The organism is Curtobacterium sp. UNCCL20 (genome assembly GCF_900101675.1).
Classification (GTDB): domain Bacteria; phylum Actinomycetota; class Actinomycetes; order Actinomycetales; family Microbacteriaceae; genus Curtobacterium.
This window is the reverse complement of sequence record NZ_FNKG01000002.1, coordinates 401335-416713: the sequence shown is the minus strand read 5'-3', so window position 1 is coordinate 416713 and position 15379 is coordinate 401335. Positions and strand designations below refer to the sequence as shown.

General features: G+C 71.9%; 12 protein-coding genes. 2 read left to right on the top strand and 10 right to left on the bottom strand.

The features are described from left to right. Positions 1-99 precede the first annotated feature (99 nt). The 4 genes from BLT36_RS11250 to BLT36_RS11235 form a co-directional block, all read right to left on the bottom strand. Complete coding sequence (locus BLT36_RS11250; protein ID WP_092095205.1) at positions 100-1392, bottom strand: chloride channel protein; 1293 nt, start codon at positions 1390-1392, stop codon at positions 100-102. A gap of 68 nt (positions 1393-1460) precedes the next feature. Beyond that, a complete protein-coding gene (locus BLT36_RS11245) occupies positions 1461-1871 on the bottom strand; it encodes a TFIIB-type zinc ribbon-containing protein (protein WP_092095204.1) in 411 nt (136 codons plus the stop codon). A gap of 136 nt (positions 1872-2007) precedes the next feature. Next, the gene (locus BLT36_RS11240; RefSeq protein WP_092095202.1) at positions 2008-4119 is read right to left on the bottom strand and encodes an alpha-galactosidase; all 2112 of its coding nucleotides are present in this window, start codon (positions 4117-4119) and stop codon (positions 2008-2010) included. 95 nt (positions 4120-4214) lie between these two features. Then, positions 4215-5198: a magnesium and cobalt transport protein CorA gene (locus BLT36_RS11235; RefSeq protein WP_092095201.1), complete on the bottom strand. Its 984-nt coding sequence runs from the start codon at positions 5196-5198 to the stop codon at positions 4215-4217. Between the two features lie 161 nt (positions 5199-5359). On the opposite strand from BLT36_RS11235, the gene BLT36_RS11230 reads away from it, so the two are divergent. Further along, the gene (locus BLT36_RS11230; protein WP_092095199.1) at positions 5360-6175 is read left to right on the top strand and encodes a tryptophan-rich sensory protein; all 816 of its coding nucleotides are present in this window, start codon (positions 5360-5362) and stop codon (positions 6173-6175) included. Positions 6176-6280: 105 nt separating this feature from the next. Here BLT36_RS11230 and ald read toward each other — a convergent pair whose 3' ends face one another. From ald to BLT36_RS11210, 4 genes are all read right to left on the bottom strand, one after another. Further along, positions 6281-7381, bottom strand: a complete 1101-nt coding sequence (gene ald, locus BLT36_RS11225) for an alanine dehydrogenase (protein WP_092095198.1) — start codon at positions 7379-7381, stop codon at positions 6281-6283. A gap of 125 nt (positions 7382-7506) precedes the next feature. Next, positions 7507-8895 (bottom strand): FAD-binding oxidoreductase, encoded by a 1389-nt coding sequence (locus BLT36_RS11220; protein ID WP_092095196.1) that lies wholly within the window; start codon positions 8893-8895, stop codon positions 7507-7509. A gap of 25 nt (positions 8896-8920) precedes the next feature. Continuing rightward, on the bottom strand, positions 8921-9949 hold the full coding sequence (locus BLT36_RS11215; RefSeq protein ID WP_092095195.1) for a helix-turn-helix transcriptional regulator: 1029 nt from the start codon (positions 9947-9949) through the stop codon (positions 8921-8923). A 48-nt stretch (positions 9950-9997) separates the two neighbouring features. Beyond that, positions 9998-10960: a sugar-binding transcriptional regulator gene (locus BLT36_RS11210; RefSeq protein ID WP_254787579.1), complete on the bottom strand. Its 963-nt coding sequence runs from the start codon at positions 10958-10960 to the stop codon at positions 9998-10000. 179 nt (positions 10961-11139) lie between these two features. Between BLT36_RS11210 and BLT36_RS11205 the strand changes: the two genes are divergently transcribed. Beyond that, entirely contained in the window at positions 11140-12882 is a 1743-nt protein-coding gene (locus BLT36_RS11205) for a glycerol-3-phosphate dehydrogenase/oxidase (RefSeq protein ID WP_092095191.1), read from the top strand. Positions 12883-12951: 69 nt separating this feature from the next. Here the strand turns inward: BLT36_RS11205 and BLT36_RS11200 are convergent, their stop codons facing one another. Continuing rightward, complete coding sequence (locus BLT36_RS11200; RefSeq protein WP_092095190.1) at positions 12952-13608, bottom strand: histidine phosphatase family protein; 657 nt, start codon at positions 13606-13608, stop codon at positions 12952-12954. 104 nt (positions 13609-13712) lie between these two features. Continuing rightward, on the bottom strand, positions 13713-15245 hold the full coding sequence (locus tag BLT36_RS11195; protein ID WP_092095188.1) for an MFS transporter: 1533 nt from the start codon (positions 15243-15245) through the stop codon (positions 13713-13715). Positions 15246-15379: the final 134 nt, after the last annotated feature.

Below are 15379 nucleotides of genomic sequence, written 5' to 3'. Positions count from 1 at the left end.
GCGTCGCGCGGAGCCCGGTGCCCCGTCGTCTGCGGCCGATCGTAGGCCGGTCCGACGCTGCCCGTGCCGGATCGTCACGAACTGTTCAGGCGTCGTCCGTCAGACCATCTGGGCGCTGCGACGGCGGGCGAGCACGTAGCCGACCGCGACCGACCCGGAGACCGCCAGCAGGGACGGGATCAGGATGTCGGTCCCCTGCTGCGTGAACTCGACCACGAGCACGAGCGCGGTGAACGGCGCCCGCATGGTCGTGGCGAGGAACGCCGCGGCGCCGATGAAGGCGAAGGCAGTGAGGCTCGGACCGTCCGCCGGCCACAGCAGCAGCCAGAGGCCGCCGAGTCCTCCGCCGACCGCGGAGCCGATCGCGATCGACGGCGTGAGCGTGCCACCCACCGCACCCGCGCCGATCGTGGCGGCGGTCGTGATCGTGCGGATGACCCCGAGCACGAGCAGGAAGAGGATCGGGGACAGTCCCATCACGGTGCCGGCGTGGAGCGAGGTGTTCATCGCGACGACCCCCAGCGCGCGTCCGTTGCCGAGGATCTCCGGGAACGGCACGGCGATCAGCCCGACCATCGCGAACACCACGGGGAGGACGACGAGCAGGTGCCAGCCCTTCGGGGCGATGCCCTGCAGCCGGTTGGTGAGCTTGACGAAGCCGACCCCCGCGAAGCCGAGCACGGGGCCGACGATCACGGCCCACACGATGAGGGACGGCGAGAGGTGCATCGCGGGCACGTGGTAGAGCACCTCGTCCGGGATGACGAGCCGGGCGACCAGCGCGGCGACCGCGCTCGTGGCGAAGGCCGGCAGCGCAGTCGCGAAGGTCAGCTCCCCGAGGAGCACCTCGACGGCGAACAGCGCGCCGCCGAGCGGGACGTCGTAGACCGCGGCGAGGCCGGCGGCCGCTCCGCAGGCGACGAGGATCTTCGTCTCGCGGGCGGTCAGGCCGGCCCGGGCGGTGACGAGCTGGGACAGCCAGGCACCGATCTCGCGGGGCGCCACCTCTTTGCCGATCGAGGCGCCGAGGCCGACGGCGAGGATCTGCACGCCGGCGTTCGCGACGGTGGCGAGGGCGGGCATCCGCTTGCCGCCGACCGCAGCGGGCACGGACACGATCGGCCGACCCCACCGTCGGAGGGCCCACCACGCGACGCCGGTCAGGACGCCCGCGGCGACGAGCGCGAGGAAACGGTTCAGTGCCGACGGGGCGTCCGCGGCCTCGTGGTGGCCGCCGAACCCGTACCCGAAGGCGACGAACTGGATGAGCTGCAGCGCGAGCCAGACAGAGACGCCGGCGATGCCGCCCGCGATGCCGACGAGGCCGGTGACGACGGCGAGCTTGAGGGCCCAGACAGGGGTCGCACGTGTCGCGTGTCCGGTGTGCGGCATGACGTGGAGCCTATCGGCTCCCCTCGGCGCAGCCGGTCACACGACGACGCGCGGACGGACGGTCCGGCTCAGTCGAACAGCTCGCTCAGCCAGTTGCCCCGGCGCTTCCCGCCGCGGCCGTGCTGCTGCTGGCCGTACTGCTGCCCGTACCCGGGCTGGCCGTACTGCTGGCCGTACCCGCGTCCGGCCTGCTTGTCCCACGAGGACGGCGAGCCGGGCGACCGCGGCGACGCGTACCCGTTGCGCGGCACGGCCATCCCGGGGGCGTACCCGGGCTGCGGGTACCCGGAGCCCGGCAGGGGCTGCTGCGACGGCACGCCCGGCGCGGGAATCGGCGCAGGACCGGCCGATGCGCGCTCGACGATCTTGTCGAGTTCGCCGCGGTCGAGCCACACGCCCCGGCACACGGGGCAGTAGTCGATCTCGATGCCGGATCGCTCCGACATCACGAGGGTGGCCTGGTCGTTGGGGCACTGCACGGGGAGGTCCTTCCGGATGCACGCGCCGGACCGACGCGTTCCTGTGATCCTGTCCAGGTTCCATGGGGCGACCATGTGCGGGACCTGGGCGGGACCGGTGAGCCGGGCCGCGCCTCCAGGCCCGTCGGACGCGCGGTCAGAGCGCCGTCAGACGGAACGGCACCACGCAGTCGGCCGGGACGAGCGGCGGCTGCAGGCCGACCGTCTCGAGCACGCGCCCGCGGAACACGCGGTCCCCGGACCACCAGTCCGGGGCGACGATGCCGGAGTCGTCGCCGATCACCACCGGGTCCACCCGGTACGAGGCTCCGGGATCGAGGTCGCGGAACCGGATGCGGCCGGTGCCGGAGACCTCGGACCGTCCGGTGCTCACGAAGGAGAACAGCGCGCGGCGCTTGTCCGGTGCGACCGTGCCGTACACCAGACGGGTGTCGTCGACCTCGTCGATCCGGACCAGGTCGCCGCCGTGCAGCAGCGACCGGAGCTCCTTGTAGAGCGCGATCCAGGTCGCCAGGTCGCGCTCCTCGTCGGGGGTCGCCTGGGTCAGGTCCCACTCGATGCCGAGGTGCCCGATGATCGCCGTGCCCGCTCGGAACGCCAGGTCGTGCACGCGCCCCGTCGTGTGGCTCCTCCTGCTCGCGATGTGTGCACCGAGCAGCTCCGGCGGCAGGAGCTGCTGCGTCCAGCGGTGCATCTGCTGTCGCTCGAGGGGGTCGATGTCGTCCGACACCCACACGCGGTCGGTGTGCTCGATGACCCCGAGGTCGACACGGGCGCCGCCCGACGAGCAGGACTCGATCTCGAGCCGGGGGAACCGCTCCTTGAGGGTCGCCATCAGCCGGTACGCCGCCAGGGTCTGCTCGTGCACCGCGGCACCGCCGCCCGGGCGACCCGCCTCGAGGAGATCGCGGTTGAGGTCCCACTTCACGTACTCGACCCGGTACTCGCCGATGATCGCCGTCATCCGTTCGAGCACGTACGCGAAGGCCTCCGGCACGGCGAGGTTGAGGACCTGCTGGTCGCGGGACCGGAGCGGCAGGCGACCGTCCGCCTGCATGATCCACTCCGGGTGCGCGCGGGCGAGGTCGCTGTCCTCGTTCACCATCTCGGGCTCGAACCAGAGGCCGAACTCCATGCCGAGCGCACGGACGCGGTCGACGATCGGCCCGAGGCCCTCCGGCCAGACGTCCTCGTCGACGTACCAGTCGCCGAGCCCGGCGTGGTCGTCACGGCGGTGCCGGAACCAGCCGTCGTCGAGGACGTACCGCTCGACCCCGAGCCGGGCGGCGCGTTCGGCGAGGTCGGTCAGCCGGGCCAGGTCGTGGTCGAAGTAGACCGCTTCCCAGACGTTGATCGTCATCGGTCGCGGGGTCCGCGGGTGCGTCGGTCGGCTCCGGAGCCAGCGGTGGAACCGCCGTGCCTGGTCGTCGAGGCCGTCGCCGTACGCGCCGTAGAGCCACGGTCCCTCGTACGTCGCACCGGTGGCGAGCCGGACCTCGCCGGGCAGCAGCAGTTCGCCGCCGCCGACGACCTGCCGTCCGGTGGCGAGTCGCTCGGCCGTGTGCCGGTGGTTCCCGCTCCACGCCGTGTGCACGCCCCAGACCTCGCCGCGGGCGAAGCCGAACCCGGGCTCACCGACACTGAGGACGGTCGCGGCGTCGGCGCCGGTGCGACCCTTGCGTCCCTCGCGCTCGTGCGTGCCGACGACCAGCTCGCGACGCTGCGGTGTGCGTTCCTTGCCCCACCGTCCGGCGAAGTCGAGGACCTCGCGCGCGTGCGACGGGATCGGCAGGGCGAGGGTGAGGTCGTCGACCGTGTAGGTCCCCGCACCGGTGTTCGTGACGGCCGCGCGGGTGCGGACGAGCCCGGAGGCCAGCAGTTCGACGGTCAGCCGGAGCGCGAGCCCCGCGGTGGTGTCCTCGGCCTCGACGGTCACGCTCGTGTCCGTGACGTCGAGCGTCGACACCGTGAAGGCCGGCGACCAGTCCCGTCCGTCGCGGTGCCCGGACAGCCCCGGTCGGCCGGTCCACCCGCGGTGCGGCTCGGGCAGGATCGCGAGCCGGACCGGCACGTCCACCTCGTTCTGGGCGACCGGTGCGACGTCGGCCGCGGCGAGCGCCACGAGCTCGGCGTCGTCGAGCGGCCCGAGCGCCGCGCCCCAGTGCACGACGGCGGGCAGTGCCCGGTCGCGGCAGTCGAGGACGAGGGAGACGCCCCCGGCGGTCAGGTGGACGAGTTCGTCGGGCATCGGTGCTCCAGTCGCGGCGGTGACGCGTCAAGTCTCCCGGTCTGGGAGCGCTCCCAGCAACCCGACGCGCGGCACAAGGTCGGGCTCCCCCGCGATCAGAACCAGCGCTTGACCTTGAACACGATCCAGAGCACGGCCGCGAAGGCCACCATCGCCACCAGCGCCAGCGGGTACCCCCACCGCCACTGCAGTTCCGGCATGTGCGTGAAGTTCATCCCGTAGACGGCCGCGATGAGCGTCGGAGCGAACAGGATCGCCGCCCAGCCCGAGATGCGCTTCGTGTCGTCGTTCTGCTTCTGCGCCGCCAGGGTCGAGTCGACCGTCAGGGCGTTCTGCAGCAGCTGCCGGAACGTGTCCAGACGCTCCACCGTCCGGATGGCGTGGTCGAGCACGTCCCGGAACCGTCGCTGCATCTCGACCGGCAGGTGGTACTTCTCGGCGCCGCGGTGCAGGTTCTCGATCATGTACACGAGGGGTCGGGCCGCACGCTGGAAGTCCACGACCTCGCCGAACAGCTCGTAGATGCGACGGGAGACCCCGGCCTCGCCCGCGAACAACTGGTCCTCGATCTGGTTGATGTCCTCCTCGAGCCCGTCGATCACCGGCATGTAGCCGTCGACGATCGAGTCCATCAGGGCCCAGAGCTGCGCCTGCGGACCCACCGTCACGAGACCCGGCTTGCCGCTCATCCGCTGCAGGGCCCGCGGGACGGTCTGCTTGCCGCGCGGGTCGGCCTGCACGACCGCGAGGAAGAACTCCTCGCCGACGAAGGCGTGCACCTCGCCGAACTCGACCTCCTCCGCCGTGTCGTTGTACAGCGCGGGCTTCAGGACCACGAAGAGCGTCGAGCCGTAGCGCTCGAGCTTCGGGCGCTGGTGCCCCTCGGCGGAGTCCTCGACCGCGAGCTCGTGCAGGCCGAGGGCGACCGCGACGTCGCCCAGCTCCTCGGCGTCGGGCTGGTGGAGCACGATGCACGCGCTGGCGCCCTGGTCCTCGAGCATCCGGAAGGTGTCGTCCAACGAGGGACTCGCGATCGGCGCGATCCGGTCGACGTAGACGGTGTTCAGCTCGACGCTCACGACCCCACCGTACGCAGCGGGACGGTCTGCGGGGCGCGACGCGCGAGGCGGGGGTGCGCCGTGCCTCCAGGCAGTCGCCCGTTCCTGAGCGTGGGCTGCGCGGACCACCCGTCCGTCCGCCTACCGTGCAGGTCATCAGCATGCTGACGAAAGGGACTGCCATGCAGAAGATCTGGAAGCGGATCGCGGTCGCGGTGAGCGCCGTGGTCGCGGTCGTCGGTGCGTTCGTGGGCTCCGGCGCCGCGGGTGGGACCCCCATCCAGGACGCCGCGGGCGGGGCGCTCTCGGCGTCCTCCACGGCCATCGCACCGGACGGGCCGGCCTTCTCGATCTGGAGCGTCATCTACGTGGGACTGCTGGCGTACGCCGTGCGCCAGTGCTTCCGGACCGCCGACGACGCCCGGCACGCGCAGCTGGCCGTGCCCGCGATCCTGTCCCTGCTGCTCAACGCGGCGTGGATCCTGTCCGTGCAGTTCGGGTTCCTGTGGCTGAGCGAGCCGATCATCGTCGCACTGCTCGTCGTGCTGGTCTGGACGTTCCGGATCCTGCGGCGCACCCGCCCCGCCGGCATCGTCGGGGCGATCGTCACCGACGGGACGTTCGGGCTGTACCTCGGGTGGGTGTGCGTCGCGACGGCGGCGAACACCGCCGCGGTCCTCACGGCTGCCGGCTTCCGCGGCTTCGGGCTCTCGCAGGACGTCTGGGGCGTGCTCGTCGCGGCGGTCGCCGGGCTCGTCGGGGTCCTGCTCGCCGTGTGGGGCCGGGGACGCCTGGGGCCCGTCGCCTCGCTCGCGTGGGGGCTGGCGTGGGTCGCGGTCGCTCGGCTGGACGGGCCGCTCGTGTCGACGCCGACCGCGGTCGCGGCGGTGGTGGCTGCGGCTGCGGCGGTCGTCGTGACCGTCGTGGTGCGGGCCCGGGTCGGGTGGCGCGGCGCGGCTGCGCGCGTCGGGGCCGGCGGGGTCCGAGTCTCGGCCTGAGCGACAGCTCTCGGGGTCGTGACCGCGAGAAACGTCGCTCAGCCCGAGTCTCGGCCCAGGGGCGCGCCGCGCGCCCGCGCGCCCGCGCGTCGCGCACCGCGCGCGTCAGCGCCCCGCGACCGCCAGCCCGTGCGCCGCCGCGACGGCCTCGTTCACGACCCGCCCCGCGTGCACGTTCACCCCGAGCGCGAGCGCCGGGTCCGCCGCGGTGGCGTCCTCCCAGCCGCGGTTCGCGATCGCGACGGCGTACGGCAGCGTCGCGTTCGTCAGCGAGATCGTGCTGGTGCGCGGGACGGCTCCCGGCATGTTCGCCACGCAGTAGTACACGGTGTCGTGCACGGCGAAGGTGGGGTCGTCGTGGGTGGTCGGGTGCGAGCCCTCGAAGCAGCCGCCCTGGTCGATGGCGATGTCGACGAGGACCGATCCGGGGCGCATGTCCGCCACCATCGCGTCGGTCACGAGCTTCGGCGCCGACGCCCCGGGGATGAGCACCGAGCCGATGACGAGGTCGGCGTCGCGCAGTGCCTCGGCGATCGCGTGCGACGAGGACCGCAGCGTCGTGACCCGTCCGTCGAACCGGGCGTCGAGCGCGCGGAGCCGCGGCAGGCTGATGTCGAACACGGTGACGTCGGCGCCCATGCCGAGCGCCATCGTCGTGGCGTGCTCCCCCGCGACCCCGCCGCCGATGACGACGACGCGTCCCTTCGGGGTGCCGGGGACGCCGCCGAGCAGGAGGCCGCGACCGCCGTGGGCACGCATCAGGTGGTTCGCTCCGACCTGCGCGGACAGGCGCCCGGCGATCTCCGACATCGGGGACAGCAGCGGCAGCGACCGGTCGGGCAGCTGCACGGTCTCGTACGCGATCGCGGTGGCGCCCGAGTCGATGAGCGCGTCGGTGAGGGGTCGGTCCGCGGCGAGGTGCAGGTAGGTGAAGAGGACCTGCCCGGGCCGGATCGAGGCGTACTCGGAGGCGACGGGTTCCTTGACCTTCATGATCATCTCGGCCTGGGCCCACACCTCGGCGGCGGTCGGCACGATGGTCGCGCCGGCGGCGGCGTACTCGGCGTCCGGGAAGGACGATCCGTCACCCGCTCCCGCCTGCACCAGGACCTCGTGGCCGTGCAGCGCCAGCTCGGCGACCCCGGCGGGGGTGGCGGCGACGCGGAACTCGTTGTTCTTGATCTCGGTGGGGACGCCGATACGCATTGCAGACTCCTTCGTGGGCGGTGCTCTCGTCCCCACCATTGAGCACCGGATTCGTTACGGGAGTGTTGCGGCCGAATGATCTCGAGAAAAGACGCGGAACGGTCCCACCGAATTCGGTGCGCGCGTCAGAACACCTTGCCCGGGTTGAGGATCCCGGCCGGGTCGAACACCCGCCGTATCCCCCGCTGCAGCTCGAGCAGGTCGTCACCGAGCTCGTCGCCGATCCACCGGCGCTTGAGCACCCCGACCCCGTGCTCTCCCGTCAGCGTCCCGCCGAGTTCGATCGCCGCGCGGAACATCGCATCCGCCGCCTCCCACACGTGCGGCGGGACCTCGTCGCCCTCGAACACGAAGTTCGGGTGCAGGTTGCCGTCACCCGCGTGGGCGACGGTGGGGATCCGGATGCCGTACTCGTCGCCGATCGCCTCGACGCGGGCGAACATCTCGGCGAGCCGGCTGCGCGGCACGGCGACGTCCTCGATGAGCACTCGGCCCCGCGCCTCCATCGCCGGGTGGAACGACCGACGGATCGTCAGCAGGCGCTCGCGCTCGGCGGCCGAGCCGGCCAGGTGCACGGTGCCGCCTTCGGACTGGAGGCGCGGAGCGGCTCCCAGCGCCGCCTCAGTCGCGCCCGGGCCGTCGTACTCGACGAGGAGGAACACCTCCCCCGCCGCGGTGCTCCCCACGGTCTGCGCGATCACGTCCGGCCCGAGGTACGCCGCGATCCCCTCGAGCGCGGCGGCGTCGAGCAGCTCGACGGTGGACGGCCGCTCCGCCTCGGTCACGACGAGCGCCGCCGCGCGTGCGGCCGCCTCGACCGAGGGGAACACCGCACCGAGCGTGGCCGGTTCGCCCGCGGGCACCGGTACCAGCCGCACGGTCGCCCCGACGATCACGCCGAGGGTGCCCTCGGAGCCGACGAGCAGCGCCGTCAGGTCGAGGCCGGTGACGCCCTTCACCGTGCGGTGGCCGGTGGAGACGAGCCGGCCGTCGGCGAGCACGACGTCGAGTCCGAGCACCGCCTCGCGGGTGACGCCGTACTTCACGCACCGGAGGCCCCCGGCGTTCGTGGCGATGTTGCCGCCGACGCTCGCGATCGCCGCACTCGCCGGGTCCGGGGCGAACCGCAGCCCGTGCTCGGCGACCGCCGCGTTGAGGTCGCCGTTCAGCACGCCCGGTTCGACGATCGCGAACTCGTCCTCGGTCGAGACCCCGATGATGCGGTCCATCCGGGCGACGCTGAGGACGACGCTGCCCGCGGTGCCGTTCGCGCCGCCGGCGAGCCCGGTGCCGGCGCCGCGCGGCACGACGGGGACGCCGAGCGCCGAACAGGTCCGGAGCGTCGCCTGGACGTGCTCGACGGTTCGGGCCTCGACCACGGCGACGGGTCCGCCGGGTGCGGTCCACCCGGACTTGTCCGTCCGTGCCGCGTCGAGCGCGGCGGGGTCGGTCAGGACGAGCGTGCCGTCCTCGTCGTGGAGGGCGGAGCGAAGGGCGGCGACGACGGTGTCCATGCCGCCACGCTACCGAGGGCAGAGCTCAGCGCGAGCGGAGCGACTCGCTCGGCAGCTCACCGAAGCGGGCGCGGTAGGTCGCCGAGAAGCGTCCGAGGTGCCCGAAGCCCCACGCCCGGGCGACGTCCGCGACCGACGTCTCGTCGCGGTCGCTGCGCACGAGGTCCGCGCGGGCGCCGTCCAGCCGGACCCCGCGGAGGAGTTCGCCGGGGGTCTGGTCGAGGTGTCGTCGGAGCGACTGCTGCAGGCCGCGCGGGCTGAGGCCGGCCGCCTCGGCGATCTCGGGCGTGCCGATGGGCTCGCGCGCGTGGTCGTGCACGTACTCGAGCGCCCGGCGGAGGCGTTCGTGCTCCGGACCGCTGCCGGTCACGGTCGACCGCCACGGGCTGCGCTGGGGGAAGGCGGCGATCGCCGCGGTGGCGAACGCCTCGGTGATGTCCCGCTGGGCGGTGGGTGTCAGCTCGTGGTCGACGTCGAGCCAGGTGGAGGCGTACCCCCGGACCACGGACTGCCACGCCCGCATGCCCTCGGCGGACGGACGACGGAGGGTCTCGAACGTGAAGTCGTCCTCGCCGACGATCGACCGGACGAAGTCGCTGTCGAGCTGCACGAGGTTCATCGCGATGTCGCGGTGGTGCAGCTCGAACGTCTCGGCGAAGGGCAGGACCACGGGGACGCCCGGCTCGAGGTCGTACGACTCTCCCCCGTACGTCAGCGTGCTGCTGCCACCGCGGATCCACGCGACGAGGAACTCGCCGTCCGTGCGGCTGTCGGTCTGCAGGTCGACCAGGAAGCGCGACGACCGGAGGGACATCCGGTCGTCGCCGACGCCGGCGAAGTCCCAGTGCGCCTGCTGGTGCGTCCGTCGGACCCGTGGTGCGCGGAAGTCGTAGTCGCTGCCGAAGAACGCGAGCGCCTGGTGGACGTCGGTGCCCACGAGCCGCCGGAAGTACCGGCCGGTAGCGCGCTCGTCGACGTCGCCGGTGTCCGGGGACGACGGGATCGTGTCGATCTCCGCGGTCGCCGGTCGGCGGGTTTCGTTGGTGGGCACCATGCACCGGAACGTACCCGGCACCACCGACAAAGTAGATCAGATCGTGACTCAGGGCTGCAGGATCGCCTGCCCGACGCTCTCGTCCAGGATGAGGTCGGTGATGAGCCCGGCGGCCAGTGCTCCACGCAGCGACGCTGCCTTCGAGCGACCTGCGACGACGCAGACCCGGCGGGGTGCGCGCTTGATGGTGTCGAGGTCGGGCGCACCGGCGCGGGCGTTCACGCCGATGTCCTTCCACGACCCGTCGGCGCGGTAGAACACGGTCGAGACGTCGCCGACCACCTGGGCCTTCGTGAGCTCGTCGCGGTCCTCGGGGTCGAGGTAGCCGCCGGAGTACACGTGCGAGGGCACCGGCGCCTGCGGAGCCCCCACGCCGAACACGACGAGGTCCATCCGCTCGTGCAGGTCGAGGACGCGGCGGATCGAGCGCTCCCGGAACAGCGCTTCCTTCGTCGAGGGGTCGTCGAAGAACGCCGGCACGGGGAACTGCTGCACGAACGCGCCGTAGGCCTCGCCGAACCGGCGGAGGATCTCGGACGCGTAGACGATGCCGGTGGTCCGGGTGTTCGCCGCGCCGTTGATCTGCACGACCGTCGAACCGTGCGTGGTCTTCGGTACGAGGTACCGGCTGACCGCACTCACCGTCGATCCCCACGAGATGCCGATCACCATGTTCGACTCGACGTACTGCGTGAGGATGCGCGCGGCGGACAGCGCCACCCGCTCGAGCCGGTCGACGTCGCTCGTGTGGTCCGGCACCGGGACGACGTGCGCGTGCACGCCGAACCGCGATCGGATGCTCCGGCTGAGCGCAGCGGCCTGGTCGAGGGGCGATCGGATCTGGATGTCGACCAGCCCGGTGTCCCTGGCGTACTTCAGCAGGCGCGAGACCGACGAGCGCGAGGTGCCGAGCTCGTCGGCGATGGCGTCCATCGTCAGGTCCTGCAGGTAGTACAGGTGTGCGGCGCGCAGCGCCTGCTGCGTTCGCATCGGCTGCGCTGCATCACTCATGGGAACTGAGCATGCACGGACGTGCACGGCCTCTGCAACCCCTGTCGCGCCTCCAGGTCCCCGATCCTGCCTGCGCGACACGTGTGCTGCACGTTCGTGCACGCGAGTTGCCCGACCTCTCACCGAGGCGCACGATCGATGTCGAACCCCCAGTACCGACCAAGGAAGCGACGCAGCAGATGTCGAAGAAGACGCAGCCCCGGAACACGGTGAACGCGCTCACGGAGCGCCCGAACGCACAGGTCCTCGTCGTCGGTGGCGGCATCAACGGCATCGCCACCTTCCGCGACCTCGCCCTGCAGGGGGTGGACGTCGCCCTCGTCGAGCGCGGCGACTACGCCTCCGGTGCGTCCGCGGCCTCGTCCCACATGATCCACGGCGGCATCCGCTACCTCGAGAACGGCGAGTTCCGCCTCGTCCGCGAGAGCGTGCAGGAGCGCAACGGCCTGATCCGGATCGCCCCCCACTACGTCAAGCCGCTGCAGACGACGATGCCGATCTTCTCGACGTTCTCCGGCATCATGAACGCGCCGCTCCGGATGCTCACCCACAAGCAGCGCTCCACGAAGGAGCGCGGCGCCATGCTCATCAAGATCGGCATGACGATCTACGACTCCTTCTCGCGCGACGGCGGCTCCGTCCCGAAGCACGTCTTCCGCACGAAGAAGGCCGCGCTCGAGGACATGCCGGCCCTCAACAAGGACCTGAAGTACACGGGCACCTACTACGACGCGTCGGTGCACGAGCCGGAGCGTCTCGCCCTCGACGTCCTCAAGGACGGCCTGGCAGCGGGCACCGGGACCGGCTCGGCCGCGACCGCCCGCGCCACCAACTACGTCGAGGCCGCGGGCACCCGCGACGGCGGCGTCGTCCTCCGCGACCGCGAGACCGGCTCGGAGTTCGTGTTCACCGCGGACGTCGTCATCAACGCCTCCGGCCCCTGGACCGACCTCACCAACGGCGCGTTCGGCGGGGAGACGAAGTTCATGGGCGGCACGAAGGGCTCCCACATCGTCGTGCAGAACGACGAGCTGCTCGAGGCGACCAAGGGTCGCGAGCTGTTCTTCGAGAACAACGACGGCCGCATCGTCCTCATCTACCCGCTCAAGGGCCGGGTCCTCATCGGCACCACCGACATCGACGCCGACCCGTCGAAGCCGGTCACCACCACCGACGAGGAGATCGACTACTTCTTCGGGCTCGTGAAGCACGTCTTCCCGCAGATCGAGGTCACCCGCGACCACATCGTCTACAGCTACTCCGGCATCCGTCCGCTCCCCCGTCACGAGGACACCGCCCCCGGCTTCGTCTCCCGCGACTACCGGATCGTGGACACCCCGATCGCCGGGCTGCCGGGCAGCACCGTGCTGTCGCTCGTCGGCGGCAAGTGGACGACGTTCCGCGCCCTCGCCGCGCACCTGTCGACCGAGGCCACGACGAAGCTCGGTGTCGCCCGCACGGTCGACACGACCGGCATGCCGATCGGCGGCGGCAAGGAGTTCCCGACGACCGACGCCCAGCGTGCGCTCTGGATCAAGTCGCACCGTGACGGGCTCGACGAGTCCGTGGTCGAGGCACTGCTCGAGCGCTACGGCACCCGCGCCGCCGAGGTCGTCGACGTCCTGGTGGACGGCCCGGTCGACCCGCTCGAGTCGGACCCGTCGCTCACCCGTGCCGAGGTCGCCTACTTCGCGCAGCACGAGCAGGCGGTGCACCTGATCGACGTGGTCCTGCGTCGCACGAACCTCGCGTTCGTCGGCGGCGTCACGATCGACCTCCTCGACGAGCTGGCCGACGTGCTGGCGTCGACGCTCGGCTGGAGCCCCGAGGAGCGCGCGGACGAGGTCCAGCGCACGCTCGACGTCCTGCGCGAGTCGCACGGCGTGATCGTGCCGCTGACGTCCGCGTCGCAGCTCGCGTAACGCACGCAGCAACGGACGGGAGGCGCGGTGCCAGCTGGCACCGCGCCTCCCGTCCGTCGTCCGGTCTGTTCAGAACCGCTCGCCGGTCGGGTCCTGCGCCGTCCGGTCGATGAGCTGCTCGCCGCCGATGGGCTCACCCTCCCAGTCGACGAGGCGCCAGCCGTCCTCGAACGATCCCTCGACCTCGACGATGCCGGTGTTCTCGAGGTGCCGCTGCGTGCCGAACTCGTCGGGGGTGTTCTGCGACGCGGCGCTCGCCCAGGTCCGGATCGCCGCACCGTGGCTGAACGCCGCGGCCACGTCGACGCCGGTCGCCACGATCTGGCGGACCGCGTCGTCGTAGCGGGCGAAGAACTCGTCACCGCGCTCCGCGCCGGGCATCCGGGTGCTGCGGTCCCCCAGCGACCAGCCGTGCACCGTCGAGATGTACGTCTGCACCGAGACCTTGTCGTGCGCTCCCTGCAGGTCGCCGGCCTCGATCTCGCGGAGGCCGGGCAGCACCACCGGCTCGAGGCCGAGTGCGGCGGCGAGCGGTGCCGCCGTGATCTGCGTCCGGACCATCGACGAGGTGAAGAGCCGCTCGATGCCCCGGTCGGCGAGGGCGGCCGGCAGCGCGTCGGCCTGCTGCTGCCCGAGCTCGGTGAGGCCGGGCCCGGGGACTGCGGCGTCGAGGACGCCGTTCACGTTCGCAGGGGTCTGGCCGTGGCGGATGAGCAGCAGTCGCATGCAGCCACCCTACGGAACCCCGGGGACCGGACGACCCGGAACGACATCGTCGACGTCGTACGACGACCGCGATGTCGTTCCGGGTCGGCGCCGCTCGGGCGGCGTCAGCGGGCGCCGGTCATCTGCGACTCCGCCGCGGCCTCGCGTGCCCGACGTGCCGCGTCCTCGGCCGCGAACGGCAGGTCGCCGAGGTCGAGGTCCGGGTTGGTGTCCTGCGTCAGCACGAGCTCGCGCGCCTCGTCCTCGGTCTCGACCGCGGGCATCGAACCCGGCAGGGGCCGCTTCGACGACTCCTTCATGCAGAACACCCCGACGGCCCCGAGTGTGCTCATCGCCATCAGGAAGTACGCGGGCGCGAGCTCGTCGCCCGTGGCGGTGAGCAGGGCCTGCACGATGAGGGGCGTCGTCCCACCGAACACCGCGATGGCGATGTTGTAGGCGAAGCCCATGCCGCCGTAGCGGGTCGAGGTCGGGAAGAGGGCCGGCAGCGAGGCCGCCTGGTTCGACACCCACAGCGCCGTCATCAGGGCCAGCAGCCCGAGCCCGGCGAGGGTCGACCACTGTTCGCCGTGGCCGATGAGCAGGAACGCGGGGACGACGAGGACGACGGTGGTGCCGGCGCCGATCCACATCACGACGCGTCGGCCGACGGCGTCGGACAGCTTGCCGGTGAGCGGGAGCATCAGCGCGAGGAGCACGAGGACGGGGATCGTCAGGAGCGTGCCGTCGAGCGGGGAGTACCCGAGCGAGTCGGTGAGGTACGTCGGCATGTACGACGTCAGCGCGTACCCGACGGTGTTCGACGCGGCGACGAGCATCACCGCGATGAGGATCGGTCGCCAGTGGGCACGGACCATCGCGAACACGTTGGCCGGGCGGTCGCCGCCGAAGGACCCGCGCACCTCGGACGCCGCCTCCTGCGCGGCCTGCGTCGCCTGGAACGCAGGCGACTCCTCGATGCGCAGACGGAAGTAGATCGCCACCACGCCGATGACACCGGCGGCGAGGAACGGGAAGCGCCAGCCGTACGCGGTCATCGCCTCGTCACCCAGGGTGAGCTGCAGCACGGAGACCACGGACGCCCCGAGCGCGAAGCCCAGGTAGCTGCCGAAGTCGAGGATGCTCGCGAAGAACCCGCGGCGTCGGTCCGGCGCGTACTCGGTCACGAAGGTCGTCGCGCCGGCGTACTCGCCACCGGTCGAGAAGCCCTGCGCGAGCTTCAGCACGACGAGCACGATCGGTGCGAGGGCCCCGATCGTGGCGTACGCGGGCAGGGCCCCGATGAGGAAGGTCGACGCGGCCATCATGATGAGCGTCGTGGCGAGCACCTTCTGCCGGCCGATGCGGTCGCCGAGGCGTCCGAACACGATGCCGCCGAGCGGGCGGGCGATGTACGTCGCGGCGAAGACACCCAGGCTGAACAGGATCTGCACGGCGGGTTCGGCGGTGGGGAGGAAGACCTTCCCCATCGTGACCGCGAGGTAGCCGTAGACGCCGACGTCGTACCACTCCATCGTGTTGCCGACGACCATGCCGCTGACGGCTCGGCGCATCATGCTCTTGTCGACCACGGTGACGTCGCTCACGCGGAGGCGCCGTTCGGGCCGCTTCGGGGTACTGCTGGGATCGGAGCCCATGCGTTTCTCCTCGGTGGATCGGCGGGCCGACGGGTACCGGCCCGGGAACAGCCGACGACGTTACCGAGCAACCGAAATGTCATTGGCCGGTGATTCACAGGAACGGGCGTGTCCCTCGGACGAGGGACAGTGCC

Bases quoted from the DNA above. Each gene is read 5' to 3' on its own strand.
- BLT36_RS11250 (WP_092095205.1), bottom strand. From the start codon at position 1,392: ATGCCGCACACCGGACACGCGACACGTGCGACCCCTGTCTGGGCCCTC.
- BLT36_RS11240 (WP_092095202.1), bottom strand. From the start codon at position 4,119: ATGCCCGACGAACTCGTCCACCTGACCGCCGGGGGCGTCTCCCTCGTC.
- BLT36_RS11230 (WP_092095199.1), top strand. From the start codon at position 5,360: ATGCAGAAGATCTGGAAGCGGATCGCGGTCGCGGTGAGCGCCGTGGTC.
- ald (WP_092095198.1), bottom strand. From the start codon at position 7,381: ATGCGTATCGGCGTCCCCACCGAGATCAAGAACAACGAGTTCCGCGTC.
- BLT36_RS11220 (WP_092095196.1), bottom strand. From the start codon at position 8,895: ATGGACACCGTCGTCGCCGCCCTTCGCTCCGCCCTCCACGACGAGGAC.
- BLT36_RS11215 (WP_092095195.1), bottom strand. From the start codon at position 9,949: ATGGTGCCCACCAACGAAACCCGCCGACCGGCGACCGCGGAGATCGAC.
- BLT36_RS11210 (WP_254787579.1), bottom strand. From the start codon at position 10,960: ATGAGTGATGCAGCGCAGCCGATGCGAACGCAGCAGGCGCTGCGCGCC.
- BLT36_RS11205 (WP_092095191.1), top strand. From the start codon at position 11,140: ATGTCGAAGAAGACGCAGCCCCGGAACACGGTGAACGCGCTCACGGAG.
- BLT36_RS11200 (WP_092095190.1), bottom strand. From the start codon at position 13,608: ATGCGACTGCTGCTCATCCGCCACGGCCAGACCCCTGCGAACGTGAAC.
- BLT36_RS11195 (WP_092095188.1), bottom strand. From the start codon at position 15,245: ATGGGCTCCGATCCCAGCAGTACCCCGAAGCGGCCCGAACGGCGCCTC.